General features: G+C 72.7%; 17 protein-coding genes. 3 read left to right on the top strand and 14 right to left on the bottom strand.

Going from position 1 to position 20,002, the window contains the following annotated elements:
* Positions 1-9: 9 nt before the first annotated feature.
* Positions 10-1,548 (bottom strand): ABC transporter substrate-binding protein, encoded by a 1,539-nt coding sequence (locus MN205_RS04530; RefSeq protein WP_242124712.1) that lies wholly within the window; start codon positions 1,546-1,548, stop codon positions 10-12.
* A 228-nt stretch (positions 1,549-1,776) separates the two neighbouring features.
* Here MN205_RS04530 and MN205_RS04525 point away from each other — a divergent pair, with 228 nt between their 5' ends.
* Together MN205_RS04525 and MN205_RS04520 are read left to right on the top strand one after the other, a co-directional pair.
* On the top strand, positions 1,777-2,808 hold the full coding sequence (locus MN205_RS04525; RefSeq protein WP_242124710.1) for a LacI family DNA-binding transcriptional regulator: 1,032 nt from the start codon (positions 1,777-1,779) through the stop codon (positions 2,806-2,808).
* 489 nt (positions 2,809-3,297) lie between these two features.
* Positions 3,298-4,419 (top strand): SDR family oxidoreductase, encoded by a 1,122-nt coding sequence (locus MN205_RS04520; protein WP_242124708.1) that lies wholly within the window; start codon positions 3,298-3,300, stop codon positions 4,417-4,419.
* A 67-nt stretch (positions 4,420-4,486) separates the two neighbouring features.
* Here the strand turns inward: MN205_RS04520 and MN205_RS04515 are convergent, their stop codons facing one another.
* From MN205_RS04515 to MN205_RS04500, 4 genes are all read right to left on the bottom strand, one after another.
* Positions 4,487-4,708, bottom strand: a complete 222-nt coding sequence (locus tag MN205_RS04515) for a hypothetical protein (RefSeq protein WP_242124706.1) — start codon at positions 4,706-4,708, stop codon at positions 4,487-4,489.
* A gap of 613 nt (positions 4,709-5,321) precedes the next feature.
* Positions 5,322-6,248 carry a carbohydrate ABC transporter permease gene (locus MN205_RS04510; protein ID WP_242124704.1) on the bottom strand — a complete coding sequence of 309 codons (927 nt, stop codon included), beginning with the start codon at positions 6,246-6,248 and terminating at the stop codon, positions 5,322-5,324.
* Positions 6,248-7,234 carry a carbohydrate ABC transporter permease gene (locus tag MN205_RS04505; protein ID WP_242124702.1) on the bottom strand — a complete coding sequence of 329 codons (987 nt, stop codon included), beginning with the start codon at positions 7,232-7,234 and terminating at the stop codon, positions 6,248-6,250. The genes MN205_RS04510 and MN205_RS04505 overlap by 1 nt, the downstream gene beginning before the upstream one ends.
* Before the next feature lie 158 nt (positions 7,235-7,392).
* Positions 7,393-8,784: an ABC transporter substrate-binding protein gene (locus MN205_RS04500; RefSeq protein ID WP_242124700.1), complete on the bottom strand. Its 1,392-nt coding sequence runs from the start codon at positions 8,782-8,784 to the stop codon at positions 7,393-7,395.
* 266 nt (positions 8,785-9,050) lie between these two features.
* On the opposite strand from MN205_RS04500, the gene MN205_RS04495 reads away from it, so the two are divergent.
* On the top strand, positions 9,051-10,949 hold the full coding sequence (locus tag MN205_RS04495; protein ID WP_242124698.1) for a glycoside hydrolase family 43 protein: 1,899 nt from the start codon (positions 9,051-9,053) through the stop codon (positions 10,947-10,949).
* Between the two features lie 45 nt (positions 10,950-10,994).
* Here the strand turns inward: MN205_RS04495 and MN205_RS04490 are convergent, their stop codons facing one another.
* From MN205_RS04490 to MN205_RS04450, 9 genes are all read right to left on the bottom strand, one after another.
* Positions 10,995-12,047, bottom strand: a complete 1,053-nt coding sequence (locus tag MN205_RS04490; RefSeq protein WP_242124696.1) for a LacI family DNA-binding transcriptional regulator — start codon at positions 12,045-12,047, stop codon at positions 10,995-10,997.
* Positions 12,048-12,651: 604 nt separating this feature from the next.
* Positions 12,652-12,912 (bottom strand): alpha/beta fold hydrolase, encoded by a 261-nt coding sequence (locus MN205_RS04485; protein WP_242124694.1) that lies wholly within the window; start codon positions 12,910-12,912, stop codon positions 12,652-12,654.
* A gap of 64 nt (positions 12,913-12,976) precedes the next feature.
* Entirely contained in the window at positions 12,977-14,392 is a 1,416-nt protein-coding gene (locus tag MN205_RS04480) for a hypothetical protein (RefSeq protein ID WP_242124692.1), read from the bottom strand.
* Between the two features lie 87 nt (positions 14,393-14,479).
* Positions 14,480-15,130, bottom strand: a complete 651-nt coding sequence (locus MN205_RS04475) for a peptidase E (RefSeq protein ID WP_242124690.1) — start codon at positions 15,128-15,130, stop codon at positions 14,480-14,482.
* Positions 15,131-15,440: 310 nt separating this feature from the next.
* Positions 15,441-15,968 (bottom strand): D-alanyl-D-alanine carboxypeptidase family protein, encoded by a 528-nt coding sequence (locus MN205_RS04470; protein ID WP_242124688.1) that lies wholly within the window; start codon positions 15,966-15,968, stop codon positions 15,441-15,443.
* Between the two features lie 274 nt (positions 15,969-16,242).
* The gene (locus MN205_RS04465) at positions 16,243-17,802 is read right to left on the bottom strand and encodes a hypothetical protein (RefSeq protein WP_242124686.1); all 1,560 of its coding nucleotides are present in this window, start codon (positions 17,800-17,802) and stop codon (positions 16,243-16,245) included.
* Positions 17,802-18,668 carry a polyphosphate kinase 2 gene (gene ppk2, locus MN205_RS04460; protein ID WP_255817986.1) on the bottom strand — a complete coding sequence of 289 codons (867 nt, stop codon included), beginning with the start codon at positions 18,666-18,668 and terminating at the stop codon, positions 17,802-17,804. The genes MN205_RS04465 and ppk2 overlap by 1 nt, the downstream gene beginning before the upstream one ends.
* A 179-nt stretch (positions 18,669-18,847) precedes the next feature.
* Complete coding sequence (locus tag MN205_RS04455; RefSeq protein ID WP_242124682.1) at positions 18,848-19,666, bottom strand: nitroreductase family protein; 819 nt, start codon at positions 19,664-19,666, stop codon at positions 18,848-18,850.
* 3 nt (positions 19,667-19,669) lie between these two features.
* Positions 19,670-19,993 (bottom strand): hypothetical protein, encoded by a 324-nt coding sequence (locus MN205_RS04450; protein WP_242124680.1) that lies wholly within the window; start codon positions 19,991-19,993, stop codon positions 19,670-19,672.
* Between the last annotated feature and the right edge of the window lie 9 nt (positions 19,994-20,002).

Raw genomic sequence — 20,002 nt, 5'->3', positions numbered from 1 at the left:
CTGCCGGCGTCAGCTGGCGGGGGTGAAGTCGTAGAGCCAGGGCGCCGGTGCGAAGGAGCGCATCTGGACGTCGACCCGGTCGTTGGACACGAAGTAGCCCTTGACGACGGACCAGGGCGCGTTCCACGCCTGGGCGACGACGTAGGCGTTGACCTGCTGGAAGAGGTCGGCCTGCTCCTGCTCGTCGAGGGTGTTGCGCGCCTGGGTGACGAGTTCGGTCAGCGCGGGGTCCTCGACGCGGAACAGGTTCCACAGCGACTCGGGCAGGAACTGGATGAGGATGGTGTCCCAGGAGCGGAACGAGGCGAGGGTGAAGTAGCTCATGGCCCAGCGTGCGGCGAGCAGTTCGTTGATGAGCTGGTCCGGCGGGACGGTCTCGTAGGCCGGGCGGACGCCGATCGCCTCCAGGGCCTCGGTGAGGGCGGCCTGGGCGGTGGGGAAGAACGCCGAGAAGTCGGGCATGGCGACGTCGAACCCGTCGGCGTAGCCGGCTTCGGCGAGCAGTTCCTTCGCGCGGGCGACGTCGTAGGGGTAGACGTCGTCGAGGGTGGCGTCGTAGGCGGTGGACTCGGGGTTGAACACCTGCGTGGTGGGGTCGCCCAGACCGCCCTTGGCGGTCTCGATGATGGTGGCCCGGTCCATCGCGTGGTTGAGCGCCTGGCGGACGCGGACGTCGGCGAGGGCGGGCACGACGGTGCCGGCGCGGTCCCAGATGTAGAGGCCGTCGACGTCACCGGTGACGTACTCGGTGACGGTGAGGTCGTCAGCGCCTTCGAGCGGGGCGGCGTTGCGGTGGTCGGTGAGCTGGCCGCCGTCGATCTGCCCGGAACGCAGGGCGTTCACCAGCGCGGTCGGGTCGGACATGTACCGCAGGACGACCGTGTCGAAGCCGAAGGCCTCGGCGTTCCAGTAGTCGGGGTTGCGGGTGAACGTGTACTGCGACCCGGCGGTGGTGCCGCTGCTGGACAGCACGTAGGGGCCGGACCCGACGGGGGTGGTGGCGAGCTCGGGGGTGCCGATGGCCTGCGGGCTGACCATCATCCCGGAGACGTTGGCGAGGTTGGTGAGCAGCGACGGGTCGGGCGCGGACAGCGTGATCGCGACCGTCTGCGGGTCGACGACGTCGACGGAGGAGATGGAGGCGATGTTGGTGGAGGCCTCGTTCGACCCCGTGCGGGTGTGCTCGAGGTTGGCCTTGACGGCTTCGGCGTCGAAGACGGTGCCGTCGGTGAAGGTGACCCCTTCGCGCAGGGTCAGGGTGAGGACGGTGCCGGTCTCGTCGTAGGACCAGTCGGTCGCGAGGTTCTCGGTGAGTTCCGCGTCTGCGGTCAGGCGCAGCAGCGGGTCGTAGACGGGCTGGTAGTAGATCGCGTTGTTGCCCAGCCCGGCCTCGGTGAGGTCCCAGGGCTGCGGTGCGGCGACGGTGGCCAGCGTGAGGGTGCCGCTGGTGCCGCTCCCGGAGCCTTCGCCGTCCCCGCCTGCGCAGGCGGCGAGCCCGGTGACGGCGGCGGTGGTGCCGGTGGCTGCGATGAAGGTGCGCCTCTTCATGGTCTCTCCAGTGAGATCGAGGCCGACGCTCCCGTGCGCCGGTGCAGGTGGTCCTGGCTGTCCACGGCCGTCCGTCGACCGCTCCACTGACACGCATCACTTGCACGTGTCAGTAGCAGTTGTCGGCGACGATAGGCTGGGTCGTCCCCGATGCGCAAGCAGGGGGCGGCCGGGGGGAGGACCCGGTCGAGGGTTCCCGGCGGTGTGGCCGGGCGGAGAGAGGACGACATGACAGGCACTGCCCGCAGGGTCACCAGCGCGGACGTGGCGCGGGAGGCGGGCGTGTCCAGGGCCACGGTCAGCTACGTCCTCAACGACACCCCGCACCAGAAGATCCCGCAGCAGACCCGTGAGCGGGTGCTCGAGGCGGCGCAGCGGTTGGCGTACTCCCCCTCCCCCGCCGCCCGCTCGCTGCGCAACGGCCGCAGCGATCTCGTCCTCGGGGTCCTGAAGGTCGGCCCGATCGGATCGGTCGTCGGTGCACTGCTCAACGCGATGTCGACCCGGTTCGGCACCGACGGGCTCACCTTCGCGGTGCACCTGCACAGCCCGGGGCTGCGTCCGGTCTCCGACGTGTGGAAGGCCGTGACGCCGGCCGCGGTGGTCGTCCTCAGCGGCCTGGACGCCGCGGAGCAGGCCGACCTGCAGCGTTCGGGGACCCCGGTGCTCGTCTCGCTCAGCCCCGCCTTCACACCGCACCCGCTGCTCGACGGTTCGGGCACCCGGGTGGTCTGCGTCGAGTACGCCTCCCGGGCCGCGGCAGCCCTCCAGGTGGAGCACCTGGTGGCGACGGGCCACCGGCGCATCGCCGTCGTCACCCTCACCGACCCGCAGGTCCGCCAGCTCGCCGAGGGACGGCTGGACGCCGCCCTGGAAGCCGCGCACGAGGCCGGTCTACCGGCGCCGCACGTCGTCGAGGTGGCCGACGACTCCCCCCAGGCCGTCGCGGCCGCGGTGCGCACCTGGCAGGCCGAAGGCGTCACGGGCGTCGTCACCTACAACGACGAGGTCGCGATGGCGGTCCTGTCGGCCGCCCGCGACGCGGGTCTGCGCGTGCCCGAGGACCTCGCCGTCATCGGCCTCGACGACCTCCCCGCCGCGCGCTCGGCCCAGCCCCCGCTGACGACGGTCGGACTGGACGCCGAGGCCCTCGCCGACTTCGTCGGCCGCAGCGTCGCCGCCGTCCTGGCCGGCGACCCCGACGTCCCGGAGGAACCGACGACCGGCTTCGCCCACCTCGTCCGCCGCGCCAGCGCCTGACCGTCCCGCCGCAGCCGCCGTACCTCCTGCCCCCTCGCTGCGGATGTCGCAGGAACAGCCCCCGCACGGTCCTCGAAGGTGAACCGGACGTGCTGGGCCGTGTCATCGCCGCGATCCCACGTCAGCGACCGGAGCAACTCCTGGGGCAGATCGGTGATCGCCACCGCCAAGGCGGTCCTTCACGTGCTGACCACTGAGGTCGGTGCCGCGGGAGTCGGGCGGTAGCTCGCCGGGAGCGGTGTGGTGACGGTTGTCGATGTGCAGCCAGCCGGGCAGACCGCTCGCCGCGTCGCCTTCAACAACTCCACACTGCCCTCGGAGGTCCTCCCCGCATCACGGACGTCGCGGACCCCGGCGTGTCACCGAACCCCGTGCTCAGTGCGACTCGATGTCGGGCCCGACACCAGATCCGTCGTCGGGCCCGTCGTCGTGGTCGAGCGGCGGACACGTTGAACACCACAACGGCCCACCCGGCTTACCGTGGTGGCCATGTCCGCTGCAGCGACTCCCCTGCCCGATCGCGCACCGACCCCGGTACGCACCCCCCCGCCGGGCGCGCACGCCCTGGTCGTGGGAGCCACCGGCATCACCGGCTCGACGCTGGTGCACCAGCTCGTCGACGCCGGCTGGCGCACCAGCGGGCTCTCCCGCCGCCCACCCACCACCGCCGGCGCCGCCCACGTGGCCGCCGACCTGCTCGACGCGGACGACCTGCGCGAACAGCTGGCCGACCTGCACCCCACCCACCTCTTCATCAACGCCTGGGTCCGTCAGGAGAGCGAAGCGCGCAACATCGAGGTCAACGCCGGCATCGTGCGCGACCTCCTGGCGATCCTCGGTGAGCAAGGCTCGCTGCAGCACGTGGCACTGGTGACCGGACTGAAGCACTACCTGGGCCCCTTCGAGGCCTACGGGCAGGGCGAGCTGCCCGACACCCCCTTCCTGGAGGACGCCGAGCGCCTGCCGGTGCCGAACTTCTACTACGCCCAGGAGGACGAGCTGTTCGCCGCGGCCGCCCGTCACGGTTTCACCTGGTCGGTGCACCGCGCTCACACGGTCATCGGGCACGCGGTGGGCAACGCGATGAACATCGTCTCGACCCTGGGCGCCTACGCCGCCATCGTGCGCGAGAGCGGGCGCCCGTTCACCTTCCCCGGCTCGCTCGCCCAGTGGAACGGCGTGGTCGATCTCACCGACGCCGCGCAGCTCGCCGACCACCAGGCCTGGGCGGCCACCACCCCGGCGGCGGCGGACACCGCCTTCAACATCGTCAACGGCGACGTCGTCCGCTGGCGCCGGTTGTGGCCGACGCTGGCCGAGCACCTGGGAGTGCAGGCTCAGGGTCCCGGCGAGCAGCCGCAACCCCTGGAGCAGCAGATGGCCGGTGCGCAGGAGGTGTGGGGGCGTCTGGTCACCGAGCACCAGCTCCTCGAGCCGGACCTGTCCCGCATCGCTTCCTGGTGGCACACCGACAGCGACCTGGGTCGGCCGATCGAGGTGCTGGCCGACATGACCCGCAGCCGCCTGGCCGGCTTCACCGGCTACGTCAGCACCGAACGCTCCCTGCTGCGACTACTGGACCGCTACCGCGCTGAGCGCTACCTGCCCTGAACTCGACCTACAACCTGAATCGTCACGGATCTGCTGCCGTCTTCGCGCTGGCCGTAGCCCTACTACATCACGATTTCACCAACGCGTTGCCGTAGGCATGACCGACGGAGCCGGTCGAGGCGGCGAAGCTCTCGACGGCGAAATGCTCGGTGTTTCGCAGAGGTGCTGCTGAGACGGCCGGCAGAAGAGCGCCGTCGAAGTCACCGGGGCGCCCTCGCTTCGCCGAGAGGTCGGGCACCTGCCTCGGCGCGAGAGCGCCAAAGGCCTCAGCAGTGAGAACGCCACCCACGTGATCAGCGTGTCGCAGGCGGCGGTGTCGAGAGCGTGGTGAGATGCCGGCGTTCATGGCCACCCCGGTTCAGGGCCGCTGCTCGTCCTTCATCGAGCGCAAGGAGATCGTGTTGCTTCGGGCGCAGCAGTCGAGAGTCCGGGAGATCGCGCGTCGCCTGCAGCTCAGCCCGTTCACGATCCCGCGGAAGCTCCATCGCAACGCTGCCACCCGGGGCAGCGAGCCCGACCGCCGTGCCTCGGTCGCGCGCTGGAAGGCGCAGTCGCTGGCGTGGTGTCCCGAACGAAGCGGCTGTCGGATCAGCTGGTCAGTGCAACACCTCGGCCAGCACCTCCGACGGTGTCCTGTGGCGTCGCCCAGCTCGATGCGAACCTCGATGCCCTCATGCGCCCAGCCCTCGGACCCGTCGAGCCAGCCGCGATCGGCCAGTACGCGGCAGTCCTCCGCGCCGTGTTGCCGTGTGACCGCACGGCCGGGGCCGCTAGGCACGCAGTCGGCGAGCGTGCGTCCCTGGAGCGCGCGGTGGCCCGGTGCTCGCGACGACGCTCGCGGGCCGACGCCGGCTGGTGGCGCTCGCGGCGCACGAGATCGGCACGGGCAGCCAGTTCGGCGTTCAGCCCTTCAAGCCGCCGGCGAGCAGGTCGGTGCGCCAGTACCGCTGCAGGAAGAGGATCAGGGCGATGAGCGGGATGACCGACAGGGCTGAACCGGTGAGGATGAGCGGGTACAGGTCGCTGTCGCCGGCGCCCTTGGCCAGGAAGGAGTACAGCCCCAGGGTCATGGGGTACTTGTCCTGGTCGGAGAGCATGATGAAGGGCAGCAGGAAGTTGTTCCAGATGCCGACGAACTGCAGCAGGAAGACGGTGACCAGGCCCTGGGTCATCATCGGCAGTGCGATGGCCACGAACGTGCGCGCCTCCCCCGCACCGTCCAGGCGGGCGGCTTCGAGGGTGTCGTCGGGCACGGCGGCAGCGGCGAAGACGCGGGCGAGGAAGATGCCGAACGGATTGATGATCACCGGTAGCAGCACCGACCAGTAGCTGCCGGCCAGTCCGGCACGAGCCAGCAGGAGGTACTGCGGCACGGCGACGACGATGCCGGGCACGAGCACACCGGCCAGCACGATGGAGAAGAGGACCTCGCGGCCGCGGAAGGTGAACTTGGCCAGCCCGTAGCCGGCCATCGCCGAGACCAGGGTGGACAGCAGCGCCCCGAGACCGGCGTAGAAGAGGCTGTTCAGGCCCCACTGCCAGAACCGCCCCCCGTCGTAGGAGCTCAGGGTGGCGATGTTCTCCAGCAGGCTGGCACCCGGGGCGAAGGAGAAGGTCGTGAACAGCTCGCCGGGGGACTTCGAGGCCGCCACGACGACCCACACCACGGGGATGATGCAGTAGACCGCCCCCAGCAGCAGGACGGTGCTGGCCAGCCCGGAGCGGCCACCGCGAGCCTTGCCGCGCTGGTGGCGACGGCGCCCTGCGTCGAGGCCTCGTGCCGTGTCCGAGGCGGTCGAGCGTGCCGTGGTGTGCGTGCTGGACGCCATCACCGATCCCCTCCGAAAGTGGTGCGCTGGAAGAAGCGCAGGATGAGCGAGGACAGCACCAGGGTGCCCACCGCCAGGATCACCGAGGCCGCCGCGGCGCCACCGAGGTTGTCGTTGTCGAAGGCCTCTTGGTAGATCTTCATCAGGGGCACCCACGTGGAGGAGATGGTGTTCGTCAGCGGTCGCAGGGTCGCCGGCTCGCTGTAGAGCTGGAAGGTGCCGATGATCGAGAACAAGCCCGTGAGCACCAGGGCGGGAGCGACCAGCGGGATCTTGATGCGCAGGGCGATCTGCCGTTCGTCGGCGCCGTCGATGCGGGCGGCCTCGTAGATCTCGGTGGGGATCGCGCGCAGCGAGGTGTAGATGATGATCATGTTGAAGCCGACGCCGGACCACAGGGCGATGTTGGCCATCGAGAAGTACAGGAACGGGGTGCTGAAGAAGTCCAGCGGTCCGGCTCCCAGGCGAGTGGCGAGGTAGTTCATCGGGCTGGTGCTGGGGAGGTACATGAACCCCCACAGCAAGCTGGCGATGACGCCGGGGACGGCGTAGGGCATGAAGATCGCGGTGCGTGAGAAGCTGCGTGCCCGCACTGCCGGGGTGTCCAGCAGCAGTGCGAAAAGCAGCGCGAAGCCCAGGACGGTGGGGACCGAGATCATCCCGTACAGCAGGACCCGCCCCAGGCCGGCGGCGAACTCCGGATCGGTCAGCGCAGCGGTGTAGTTCTCCAGGCCGACGAACGCCTCCTCGCGCCGCCCGAAGGCCCCACCGCCCTGCACCCGGTAGCCGCGCAGGCTGAGGTGGACGGCGTAGCCGATCGGCAGCAGCAGGAACAGGGTGAAGAACACCGCGGCGGGGGCCACGAACGCCCACGGCGCCAGCCCGCGCCGCAGCCGCCACGCACCGCCCACCGAGCCACCCCGGGAACCACCGCGTGACGACCGGGTCGCGGCCGGCCGGCCCGGTCGCTGGTCGACGACGCTCATGAGCACTTCCTCCCCTGCCGCTCCGGACGCCCGGAGCGGGTCGATCGACGGCCACCACCTCTCGGGCGGCCTGGGCACGTACTGCTTCTCGCTGATCGGGTCCCGGCGGGACCCCGTTCAAGGGACCTCCACTCGCAGCGCGCCGCCCGGTTCCTCGCTCAGGAGGAAACGGTGAAGCCGGACTTCTCCAGGTCGGCGGTGATGGCCTGCTCGGCGGCGGCGTAGACGTCGCGGAAGGAGCTCTTGTTCAGCGCCGCCTCGTTCAGCGCGTCACCGAAGGCGGTCTGTGCGACGTTGACGTTGGGTCCCCAGGTGACGTCGATGGTGGTGTCGTCGATGACCTGGTCGGCGATGCGGTAGAAGTCGGTCTGCTGGGGCATCAGGCGCGGTGGCTCGCTGTTCAGGGTGGCCTCGCGCCCGCCGTTGCCGCCGGGGTAGATGTCCAGGGTCAGCAGCAGCTTCGAGCCTTCCTCGCTGGTGGCCAACCAGGTCGCGAACGCCGTGGCCGCCGCGGCGTTCTTCGACTTCTCCGGCACCAGGTAGGTCGAGCCGCCCAGGAACGGCACCGCGGCATCGCCGGGCGTCCACTGCGGCAGCGGTGCCGCTTCCCACTTCCCGGCCGTGTCGGGGGCCACGGAGTAGATGACGCTGGGCGCCCAGGCCGCAGCGGCCCAGCTGAGGATCTTGCCGGCGTTGACCTGAGCGTTCCACTCCGGGGTCAGCAGCGGCTCGACGCGCACCAGGTCCCGGCGCACCAGGTCCTCCCAGAAGTCGGCCGTGGCCAGCGACTCCTCGCTGGTCAGGTCCACCGTCCAGGCCTCCCCGTCGTTGGACCACCACTGCGCCCCCGCCTGCGCGGCGTGCGCGGCGAAGAACTCGAACTGGGTGGGGGCGAAGCTGGCGATGTACACCGACGGGTCCGCGGCGTGGACCTGTTCCGCGGCGGCGGCGTACTCGGCCCACGTGGTGGGCACCGCCACGCCGTACTGGTCGAAGAGGTCCCGGCGGTAGGTGAACATCATCGGGCCGATGTCCTGCGGCACGCCGTAGACGCGCTCGTCGAGGGTGCACAGCGACCAGACGTTCGGCTCGGCGCCGGACCTCGCGTCGGCCACGTCGTCGGTGAGGTCCTTCACGACGCCGGCGACGACGAGGGAGGGCAGTGCCCGGTACTCCACCTGCACCACGTCCGGTGCGGAGTCGGCACGGTCGGCAGCCAGCAGCTTGGAGGACGTCTCCGCGGTACCGCCCACCTCCGACAGCTTCACCGTCACGTCCGGGTTCAGCTCGTGGTAGCGGTCCAGGATCGCCTGCGCCGCCGGGTCGGCGCTCTTGAGCGTGTACGTCCAGAACGCCAGCTCCACCGGCCCGTCGCCGGCCGCCGAGGAAGACTCCCCCGAGGAGCCGCAGGCGCTCAGCGCCAGCGCACCACCGGCACCCAGGGAGGCCGCGGTCAGGAACGAGCGCCGCGAGGTGGTCCCGCGAACCTTCCCGGAGGCGGTCCGAGTGGTGCCCGTGGGCGCTTGCGACGACGAGGGCTCGAGGTCCATCACATCTCCTTCGACGTGCCGGCGGCCGCTGCGCCGCCGGGTCCGCCACGCTTCCTGCGCGACGGACAGCACGGTAATGTTCACGTGAACATGGGTCAAGGTGCACGCCTCTGCGCGCTCCGATCGCCCGTGCCCCGTGCCCCGTGCCCCGGTCCCCACGTCCTCAGCGAGGCGGCGTCATGCCCACCCCGATCACACCCGCACCGATCACACCCGGGCTCGTCCCGACCACGTCCTCCGGGTCGGTGGCTCCCCAGGTGCCGCCGGTGACGAACCCGGTGCTGGCCGGCTGCCACCCCGACCCCTCGGTGTGCCGGGTGGGCGAGGACTACTACCTGGTCTGCTCCTCCTTCTCCTACTTTCCCGCCCTGCCGATCTTCCACTCCAGCGACCTGCTCGAGTGGACACCGATCGCCCACGTCGTCACCGACGCACGAGCGCTCGCCGGGGTGGGGGTGGAGCTGTCCAAGAGCGAGTGCTCCGACGGCTTCTGGGCACCGACGATCCGCCACCACGAGGGCGTCTTCTACGTCGTCGTGGCCACCGCACGCGAGCGCCGGGGCGAGACGACGCTGTTGTTCACGGCCACAGATGCACGGGGGCCGTGGTCGGCGCCGGTGCGGCTGGACGCCGACGGCATCGATCCTTCGCTCTTCTTCGACGACGACGGCACGTGCTGGTTCCACGCCGCGCGAGATGCCACGGTGCCCGGTGCGGGTCCCGGGGAGCTGTACGTGCGCCGGCTGGACCTGGAGACCCTGCAGCTGGTGGGTCCGGAGACGATTATGTGGCACGGTGCGCAGGCCGGCGCGTGGGTGGAGGCGCCGCACCTGTACAAGCGGGAGGGGCGTTACGTGCTGTTGGCCGCTGAGGGCGGCACGGGAGCTCTGCACAGCGTCACCGCGGCTACGGCGTCGCACCCCGCCGGTCCGTGGCGCACCGATCCGCGCAGTCCGCTGCTGACGCACCGGCACCTGGGCGCGCAGCACCCGGTGCAGAACGTCGGCCACGCGGACCTGGTCGACACCCCCGAGGGCGAGACGTGGGCGGTGGTGCTGGGCATCCGCCCGATCGACGGGGTGCACACCCTGGGGCGGGAGGTGTTCCTCGTGCCCGTGCAGTGGTCATCCGACGGCCCCGTGCTGGCTCCGGGCGCCGGTCAGGTCCTCGTGCCGGGTGCTGGGCTCTCGGCCCGCGGTGGTGAGCTGATCGCCACGGCGTCGGCGTCGGCACCGGTGGGTGCGGGGCGGGACGGTGTGGTGGATCGGGCGGTGTCGGGTGGCACGGCCGTGGACGGCGGGGCGTGGGGTCGCACGGCGTGGGAGGAGCCGGTGCTGACCGGTTCCGCCTTCGCTGCGCTGCGCGGTCCCGTGCCCGGGGTGCGAGCGCTGACGCCGGACGGGGCGGGGGCGGTGCTGGCGGCCACGGGTACGGCGCTGGACTCGCCCACCGGTACGCCCGCATTCCTGGGGTACAAGCAGCGCGACGTGCGCTTCCGCGCTGAGATGCGGTTCACCTTCGCACCAGCCGCAGCCGGTGACGTCGGCGGCCTGGCGGTCTTCAACACCCCGGAGGCGTTCGTCTGCGCCGTCGTGGGGGTCGATCGATCCGGCACCGTCTACGCCGAGCTCACTGGAGCGGCGCTGAGCGGGCTCCTCGACAGCGGCGAGTGCGCCTCGCCGCCGCGTCAGCTGCTGCCGGTGGGTGCGCACGGGCGCTGGATCGTCCTGGCTGTCACCGGTGACGTGCACGCCTACAGCTTCAGCGTGGCGCTGGAACCCGTACCCGGTTCAGTGCAGCAGGGAGCGTTGCGCTGGCACCCGATCGGGCGGGTGGCCCGCCGGGCACTGAGCACCGAGGCCGCCGGGGGGTTCGTCGGGGTGCACCTGGGCCCGTACGTGTCCGGCAGTGTTCCCCCAGCGGGCATCGCCTCCTGGCCGCGAAGCGCCGATCCGGTCGAGGGCGCTGGCGCCGTGCTGCGGGTGCGCTCCTTCCGCTACCGCAGCGGGGCGGGCGAGCAGGCGCGGGCTGTGCCCGGCGTCATCCCACCACCGGGACTGGCACCGGCATCTGCACCTGCCCCAGACCGAGAAGCGGCATCGGGCGCTGCTGCGGCAGTTCGTGGAGGCGCTGGCGAGCCTGCCGGGGCTGGTGCAGCGCCGTAGCGCTATGGCGTCGAGGAGCCTGGCCGTGAGTCTGGTTCCGTGATCTCACGCGTGGTGGGTCTCACGCAGACGCACCGCCCGATCCGGCTGAGGCAGCGGGGGGTGGGCGGTGCTGCTGCGTTCGATCAGCTGCGGCGTCAGGCGCCGGTGCTCGGGCGTGCCGCCGCCCAGCATGGCCATCAGCACCTCCACCACGCTCGCCCCCAGGGAGGTGAAGTCCTGGCGCACCGTCGTCAGCGGCGGCACCAGGTGCGTGACGGCCGGGGCGTCGTCGAAGCCGACCAGGGAGACGTCGTCCGGCACGCGCACACCCGCCTCGTGCAGCGCTGCCAGCACCCCGATGGCCATGTGGTCGTTACCAGCGAAGATCGCCGACGGCATCCTCGCCCGGGTCAGCAGGCGCCGGGTCAGCTCGTAGCCGCTGTCAGCGGTGAAGTCACCCTCCAGCGGCGTCGTGCGACGCACCCCGGCGCGGGCCAGTTCCTCCTGCCAGCCACGCACCCGCGCTCGCGCGTCGTACACCCGAGCCGGTCCGCTCAGGTGCGCGATGCGCCGGTGCCCCAACTGCAGCAGGTGGGTGGTGAGCATCCGGGCACCGGCGACCTGGTCGATCTCCACCGACCCCAGCCGCTCGTTGTCCACCTCACCGGACATGACCACCGCCACCGGCACCCGGGCTTGCACGCGGTGCAGGGCGTCGGCTGCGAGGGGCCGATCGGCGATCAGGGCGATGCCCTCCACCGACTGGTCGATCAAGCGGTTGAAGGTCTCGGCCAGCTCCTCAGGGGTGCCGCCGTGCCAGGCGGCCAGGTTCACCCAGTAGCCGGCTGAGCGGGCGGCGCTCTCCACCCCGCGCAGCACCTTCGACAGCTCGTGCAGCTCCTCGCCCGCCAGGACCACGCCGATCGTGCCGCTCAGGTCCCCGTGCAGGGCCCGGGCGATGCTGTTGCGCCGGTAACCGGTCTGCTCCACAGCCGCCAGGACGCGTGCACGGGTCTCCTCCTTCACCGACGGGTGGCCGTTGAGCACCCGGGAAACCGTCATGTGCGAGACACCCGCGATCCGTGCCACGTCGACCAGCCCCGGAGACCTGCCCATCAGCCGCTGCTCCCTCGATCGTCGACCGGCAGCGACAGCCTAGGACAGCGTCCCTGCGTCCTTCGTGAGTGCACGGGTTCGTGGTCTCGGCTGTGCCAGCCGCTGCGGACTTCGAGCGATGAGGTGCTGCACGGCTGCTGTGTGAGGTTGCTGTGCGAGGTGAGTTCGACGCGATCGAGGTCGGCTCGAGGAACCGTGGTTCTGTGGAACCGGGCCAGCAGCTCATGCGCACAACACGTGCGCTCGAAGGCCTTCGTCGGAGCACGATGTCGCAGCGGTGAGCGAGGGCTCCCGCTCGATGTCCGTCAACCCGTCGCTGCCACGCAGCGACCTCAGCTCGCCGTCGGCACCGGATCCCGTTCCATGCGGGGGGCGAGCGGGCGGGCGAGCTCGAGCCCTTCCGTGCCGGGCAAGCACCTCCCACGGAGCCACGCCACCTCCTGGCGCGCCACGCGGAAGGCGTGCGCCGAGCACACCGCAACTCCTTCGAGACCAGGACGTGCCCCCCGCCCCATGCCGCGGGAGCCGTGGAGTTGCGGGCCCTGGCCGGTGCGGAGGTGACCTCCCGCGCGGCCGGCTCACCGGCGCGATGCGGCGGCGGGGATCAGGAGCCTCGGACGTGGCGCACCCAGCGCGCGACGTGCTCGGCCACGAACTCCGGGTCCGTCAAGGGGAGCACGTGCCCCTCACCGCGCAGCGTGACCAGTTCCGCGTCGGGCAGGACACCCATCAGCTGCTGGACCTCCTCGTCGTGGACCTCCGGGTCGCGCCCACCGTGCAGGACGAGCGCGGGGACGCCCAGCCGGGCGGCGACCCTCTGCCCGTCGTTGCTGGCGCTGGCCAGCCTGGCGCGGGCCAGCGCCACCGGCCGGTGCCGGTGCCGGTGCCGGTGCCGGTGCCGGTGGCGATCGAAGCGCTCGCGCCGGGGGTCAGACGTCCAGGACACCGTCGCGGGCGCGCTCGGCCGGTGGCAGCTCACCGGCTTCGAGGTCCTCCATCAGGGCCACGGCGGCGTCCTCGGCGTCCAGCGCGATCGCCCCGACCTCGTCGAACAGGGCCAGGCGCCGCCGCACCCGCAACCCCGGGTACCGGGTGGTGTCGAACGTGCACTCCAGGTGCGTGTGCGGCCACTCACCCACCAGCCGCACCCACGGGTGGCTCAACCCCAGCGCCAGCGGCTGCGAACCCCGCGGCCCCCGCCAGTACGTGTCCAGCCGGCTCCAGGAGTGCAGGACCTGGCGCGCGTAGGAGTCCGCCTCCGGCGGTCGCGGCAGCAACGGCCAGCAGCCGTCACCGACGTCGAGCTGGTGCGGGGACAGCCACACCCGCACCCGCCCACCCCCCGAACCGCTGCACGGGTCCAGCGCCAGCACGTGCCACCCGGCGCCCGCTGCGGTCACGGCCCGGGAGGAAGCCACCACCGCCAGCGCGTCACCGGCCGGTGCCGCGGCCCGAACCCACCGGGCACCCAGCTCGACCGTGCACACCGGCTCGGCCGCCACGGCGCTCGCGGAGCGCACGCCGAAGGCGGCGGCGACGGTGGAACCGGCCACCGCCCCGCCACGCCCAGCGCCCCCACCGCTCTCGTCGTCGCGCCGGCCCAGGCGCCACAGGTACCCCGCGGCGGCCACGCCCCGCTGCCCGTGCGGGTCGTACCGGTGACCGTGCCAGCGGCCGTCGACGACCCGGTGCTCCTCCGGCACCTCCGGCTCCTCCTCCTGCCCGGCGCCGGCCCGCACCTGCTCGGGCAGGTCCCCGGTGACCGGCAACGGCACCCACCGGCTGGACCAGCGCACCTGCCGCCCCCCGGAGCCCCCGGTGTCGTCCTGCCGCAGCGGGAGGGGCGCGACGTCCAGCCGCACCCACGCCACCTGCCCGCTGGTGCGCACGTCGCGCACGGGCGCACCGGTGTGCACGGTCTGCACCCGCCCGTCGGCGTCGACGCGCACCAGCGAACCGGAACCACCCTCCTCGACCGCACGCGCGACGGGCACCACCTCCGACCCGTACCGGCCCAAGGTGCACCACGCGCTCGTGCCCGCGGCCGCGACCAGGCACCGGTCCCCCACCCACGCGACCACCTCCACACCGCCCACGCCCACCCGGGCCAGCGGCCCACCGCGGTGGTTCTGCACCCACAGCGCCTCGGCATCAGCGCGCACCACCGCAGGCACCGCGCACGGGCTGATCGGCACCGGTGGCCGCGGCGGCAACCGCGCCCACGAGACCACCCGCCGCACCTGCCCGTCACCGGGGTCCAGCACCGCAGCCACGGGCTGCACCTCGTCGAGCACCCACAACCCCGACGGCAACGCGAACAGCCGGTCCGGTCGCAACGCGCGCACCCGACGATCATCCCCGCCGCCACCCACCACGCACCCCGATCGGCGCTCGCGGCCGTCGCTCCCGGAGCGGCGAACCACAGCGGCGGGCTACCCGGCGCCCCCGGGCAGGACCACGTAGCGCCCCTCACCGACGACGCGCACGGCGCCGTCCTCCACCAGCACGGCCCGCCCGTCCGCCAAGGCGTACGTCGTGTGCGTCAAACCCGCCACGGCCTCGCGCACGACGTCCTCACGGGCGGAGGGGAACCACGGCGAGTCCAGGTGCGGCTGCACCAGGAAGTCCACCAACCCCAGGCCGGCGCTGTCCTCGGGCCGCTCCTGCACGGACCGGCTCAGGCGCAGGTGCGGGCCGGTCACCATGCTGCCCGCGCTGACGCCCACGTACACCCGCTCCCGCAGCAGCTCCCCCAGCACCCCGGCCAGGCCGCTGCCGCGCACCTGGCGCAGCAGGTGGGTGGTGTCCCCGCCCGTCACCGCCAGCACGTCCGCCTCCTCCAGCCGAGCCCTCCACACCTGCGGCTCCAGGGCCGAGACGTCCACGACGTCCACCTGCGCGAACCCCGCGCGCTGGAAGTTCACGAAGTCCGCGATCAACCACCCCTTGTCGCCGGGGACCACGTTGGCCGCCGTCGGCACCACGGCCAGCGCCAGCGACGGCAGCGGACGGCGCGCCAGGGCGGCCACGGCCGCGCACGACCCCTCGTTCACCAGACCCGCGGAGGTCAGCAAGAGCCTCATGCCCCGAAAGGTAGGGGCCGCGCAGCGCGCACCGGGGTACGACGCGCACGCTCCGGCGCTCGCGGACGCCGGTGGCCGAAGCACCGTGCCGTCGTGGACGGCGGCCGCCGCTGGCCCACCACATCCACCACGTGCACCACGTGCACCACGTGCACCACCACGCACGGCGTCACCGGCATGACCCGCGGGCACTGCACCGCCACCGCGCAGCGGGCGCTCCCCGACCTGCCGGGTGTCACCGCCCACCCGACGCCGGGCGGGCGCTCGCCGCGCCCCACGCGCCCGACGCCCTCACGGCCTCACGGCCTCATCACGCGGTGAACGTCCAGTGCCACGACTCGCGCGGCACGTTCTCGCTGAAGCCGTACTCGTCCGCGTGCGCCCGCATCCACGCCAGCGCCGAGCCGCTCAGGTCCAGGTCCAGGCTCAGACCCCAGCCGTGCTCGCTCGTGCCCGGCTTGGCCGCCAGCCCACCCTGCGAGTACAGGCCCTTGCGGCGCGCCAGGTCGACCTGCTGGTCGTAGGAGCGGTACGAGTCCGTCACCCCGAACGTCACGCCGTCACGCGCCGCCGCCGCCCGCATCCGCTCGAACGCCTGCGCCGCCGGCGCCCACATCCGGTGCGAGCCCTGCCCGATGCTGCTCAGCGCGCTCGCCGGCACCTTGCCGTTGCCGTGCTTGACCAGCTCCAGCGGCACCCCGGCCGCGTTGCGCAGCCCCGCCGTCGACGGCGACCCGACCCCGGCCGAGCCCACCGACCCCGGCGAACCCGCAGCGGCCGGCACCCCGGCGACCAGCCCCCCGCTGCTCCCGGCCCGGGTGGCGATGCTCTGCGACAACGCCGAAGCGAACGCCGACCCCGACGACCCGCCCCGCGAACCGGCCGACCCAGCACCGGCCCCACCCCCGGCCGCCGCACCGGCGACACCCGCACCCCTGACAGCCTCCGGCTGCAAGGACCCGATGAGCGCCTCGATCTCCGCGATGCGCGACGCGACCCCGCTGATGCCCTCCACCGCCGACCGCCCCCCTCCGGCTCCGCGACGGGCACCTCCCGTCCTCACCCGAACGGCTCGACCACCACCACCGCCGACTTGAGCCCGACGCCCGCGCTCACCCCCGCGCCGGCCGCAGCACCAGCTCCCCCGGAGCCCGCCACGTCCCCGCCGTCGTGGACCACGACGGCAGCCCCGCCGGAGCCGACCCCGGGTCCGTCCAGCGCAGCGCGAACGGCACCGGCCGCGGCGCACCCACCTCCCGCCGGGCGTAGTTCAGCTCCAGCAACGGCCCCAGCACCGGCCCAGCCTCCGCGATCCGCCGCTCCACCAGCGGCTGCAGCACCGCCGGGTCCGAGAACGCGTCCACCACCTCGCACCGGCAGCTGTACGCCAGCGTCCCGATCTCCCCCGCCGCCGACACCCGCTCGTCCCCCACCAGCACCCCGAGGTCCGCACCGATCCGCCGGTACTCCGCCGGCGTCGCGTAGTTGCCGAACACCGGCGGGTACGCCCACGGCAACGGCCACGCCACCGCCGGCACGCACACCCCCAGCGCCACCACCGCCGCGACCCCCGCACCCACCAGGGCACCGCGCACCCGCGGCCGGCGCGCACGCCGACCCAGCAGCACCCCCGCACCCAGCACCGCCACCACCGACGACGCCACCAACGGCGGCACGTAGTACCACTGGTACGGGGGCACCCCCAGCCCGCTGTACACCGCGAAGTACCCCACACCCCCCAGCCCCAGCCCCACCAGCGCACCCGCCCCCGCGCGCACCCGGCGCCGCAGCACCCCCACCACCAGCAGCCCCAGCACCACCAGACCCACCAGCGCCGGCGCCACCGCCACCACCACGCTCACCGGCGTGACCGGCGCGTAGTGCGTCCACAACCCCCGCAGGTACGTGCGCCCCTCCCCGAACGACTCCTGCAACGTCTTGATCACGAAGGTGTCCGGGATCGCCGACCCCAGCCACCACCAGCTCACCGCGAACCACGGCACCGCCACCACCACGCACGCCAGCACCGCCACCGGCAGCCGCCGCCGCACCCCCGCGCACGCCAGCGCGAGCACCACCACGAACACCACCACGTCCAACCGCGCCAGCAACCCCGCACCCGCCGCCACGCCGAACAGCACCGACCGCCCCGCCACCCCCGCAGCCAGCAACCCGGTGACGCAGGTGAACACCAGCACCACCTCCAGCCCCAGCGCCGAGACCAGGAACGGGTTCAGCAGCACCACCACCAGCGCCAGCACCGGCCACCCCGCCGACAACCCCAGCCGCACCGCCACCCGCTGCAGCCACCAGCCCGCCAGCGCCCCCAGCACCGCGGTCAGCACCCCCAGCGCCAGCACCGGACCACCGCCCACCGGCCGCACCAGGACCGTGAAGACCGCCAGCAGCAGCACGTTCAGCGGCGACGTCGCAGCGTTCGACGTCATCTGCGGCGTCAGACCCCAGTGCCCCGAATCCGCCAGGTTCCGCGCGTACGCCAGCGTGATGTACGTGTCGTCGATCAACCCGTCCGACGCCGCCCAGCTCACCACCGCACCCAGCAGCGCACCGAACCCCGCCGCCACCCACGCCCCGGACCGCGACCGCGGCGCCACCGCACCGGCGCGCACCGCACCGGCGCTCGCGGTCCCGTGCCCGGCCGTGGCCGGCATCAGTCCTCCACCGGCACCGGGCGGCGGTCCGCCTCCAGGATCGAGCGCGCACCCACCACCAGCGCCGGGTCGGGTCGGCCCACCACAGCGGCGTCCTTGCCGTCGTAGTCGAAGCGGCTGAGCACCACCCGCATCGCCTCCAGCCGTGCGCGCTTCTTGTCGTTCGTGCGGACCACCGTCCAGGGCGCGAACGGGGTGTCGGTCCGCTCGAACATCGCTTCCTTCGCCGCCGTGTAGTCGTCCCACTTGCCCAGGCTCGCCACGTCCATCGGGCTGAGCTTCCACTGCCGCACCGGGTCGATCTGCCGGATGGCGAACCGCGTCCGCTGCTCCGCGCGCGTCACCGAGAACCAGAACTTCACCAGGTGGATGCCGTCGTCCACGAGCATCTGCTCGAACAGCGGCACCTGGTGCATGAACCGCTCGTACTCCTCGTCCGAGGCGAAGCCCATCACCCGCTCCACCCCCGCCCGCGTGTACCAGGACCGGTCGAACAGCACGATCTCCCCCGCCGCCGGCAGGTGCGGCACGTAGCGCTGGAAGTACCACTGGGTGGACTCGCGGTCCGACGGCTTCTCCAGCGCCACCACCCGCGCCCCCCGCGGGTTCAGGTGCTCCGTGAACCGCTTGATCGTGCCGCCCTTGCCGGCCGCGTCGCGGCCCTCGCACAGGACCACCAGCCGTTCACCGGTGGCCTTCACCCACTTCTGCAGCTTCAGCAGCTCGATCTGCAACGCCCGCTTCGCCGGGTCGTACTCGGCCCGCGACAGCCGCTCCGGGTACGGGTAGTCCTCCCGCCACGTCTCCACCGGACGCCCGTCGGCGCGAACCAGCACCGGTTCGTCCTCGTCGTCCAGCACTCGCATCCCCGCCGAGGCCAGCAGGTCGACCACGAGGCACTCCTCTCCAGGCACTCCCGTCACGGACGCGGCGACGCTACGGCGGTCCTGCCACCTCGGCACGCCCAACCGGCTGACCTCCCGCACCGGGGCACCACGGCCGGGCCTCGCCGAGGCCCCTGCGGACGGGGCTCAGCCGCCCGCGCTCACGACCGCCGCCCGGCGGCCTCCGGAGCGGTGTCCCACCCCGTCTGCGGGGTGTCGCACCGCTCCCGGAAGACGTACTGCGAGACGAGCTTGCGCTGGCTGCTCGACCAGTCGATCGCCGGCCGGCGCTGCTCCGGCGGCACGTACCCGATGCGGTACACCGCCATCAGCTCCAGGTCCGCCGGCACGCCCAGCAGCGCGGTGACGCGCTCCCACGCCCCCGGCACCTCCATCGGGAAGGAGACGAACTGGATGCCCAGCCCCAGCTCCGTCGTGGTCAGCCACACGTTCTCCATCGCCGCTCCCATGCTGAACAGCGAGTAGAACGACGACAGCTCCCCCGGCCGGTACTCGGAGCGGTCCAGCATCACCCCCATCAGCAGCGGTGAGCCCGCCACGAGCTTGCGGTTCTCCTCCCCCAGCGTCTGCGGCACCCGCAGCGCGTTGATCACCCGCTGGCCGCGCCGGGTGAACACCTGCGACGTGAACGGCCGCAGCGGCGCGGGCATCCGGTCGAACAGCATCCCGGAGCGCTCCTGCTCCATCTCCTCGGCGCTGAAGCGGAACCATCGCTTGTAGCGCTCGAAGAAGGTGCCGCTGCCCATCGCCTCCGTCATGCTCTCGCCGCTGATGCGGGCGATCGCGTCGATGGTCTCCCGGGCCTCCACCAGCACGAACCGCCACGGCTGGCTGTTCAGCTGCGACGGTGCCCGCCCGGCCACCTCCACGAGGAGGCGCTGGTGCTCGGCGGAGACCGGGTCCGGCAGGAACGGGCCGTTCGTCGTGCGTCGCCGGCGGATCGCCTCGAGCAGCTCCACGGCTCAGCCCTCCACCGGCGTCGCCAGCGCTGCCACGTAGGCGGGCGCCGCCGCCAGAGCCAGCAGCACGTGCCCCCGCGTCCTCGCCGGCAGCGCCGGGATGGCTGCCAGCGGCAGCGCCACCGGCAGCAGGCGCCGCAGTGCCCGGTCCCGGCGCCAGGCCAGCTGTGCCCCCGCCGCGGCCGTCAGCACTCCCGTCGCGACGTACACCGCGTGGTGCACCCACCGGGACCCCGAGGTGTCGAGCCGGCGGGTGGCGACGGCCGTGCCGAGGGCGCAGTTGACCGCGTAGCTCGCGGTGGCCGCGGTGAGGAGGGGTCTGGACACGCCGGGCAT

The organism is Kineococcus sp. TRM81007 (assembly GCF_022669155.1).
Taxonomy (GTDB): Bacteria; Actinomycetota; Actinomycetes; order Actinomycetales; family Kineococcaceae; genus Kineococcus.
Note: the sequence above shows the minus strand (reverse complement) of the source record. Positions and strands in the feature narration are given on the sequence as shown.

Coding starts and splice junctions, on each gene's coding strand:
- MN205_RS04530 (WP_242124712.1), bottom strand. CDS start 1,548: ATGAAGAGGCGCACCTTCATCGCAGCCACCGGCACCACCGCCGCCGTC.
- MN205_RS04525 (WP_242124710.1), top strand. CDS start 1,777: ATGACAGGCACTGCCCGCAGGGTCACCAGCGCGGACGTGGCGCGGGAG.
- MN205_RS04520 (WP_242124708.1), top strand. CDS start 3,298: ATGTCCGCTGCAGCGACTCCCCTGCCCGATCGCGCACCGACCCCGGTA.
- MN205_RS04510 (WP_242124704.1), bottom strand. CDS start 6,248: ATGGCGTCCAGCACGCACACCACGGCACGCTCGACCGCCTCGGACACG.
- MN205_RS04505 (WP_242124702.1), bottom strand. CDS start 7,234: ATGAGCGTCGTCGACCAGCGACCGGGCCGGCCGGCCGCGACCCGGTCG.
- MN205_RS04500 (WP_242124700.1), bottom strand. CDS start 8,784: ATGGACCTCGAGCCCTCGTCGTCGCAAGCGCCCACGGGCACCACTCGG.
- MN205_RS04490 (WP_242124696.1), bottom strand. CDS start 12,047: ATGGGCAGGTCTCCGGGGCTGGTCGACGTGGCACGGATCGCGGGTGTC.
- MN205_RS04475 (WP_242124690.1), bottom strand. CDS start 15,130: ATGAGGCTCTTGCTGACCTCCGCGGGTCTGGTGAACGAGGGGTCGTGC.
- MN205_RS04465 (WP_242124686.1), bottom strand. CDS start 17,802: ATGCCGGCCACGGCCGGGCACGGGACCGCGAGCGCCGGTGCGGTGCGC.
- ppk2 (WP_255817986.1), bottom strand. CDS start 18,668: ATGCGAGTGCTGGACGACGAGGACGAACCGGTGCTGGTTCGCGCCGAC.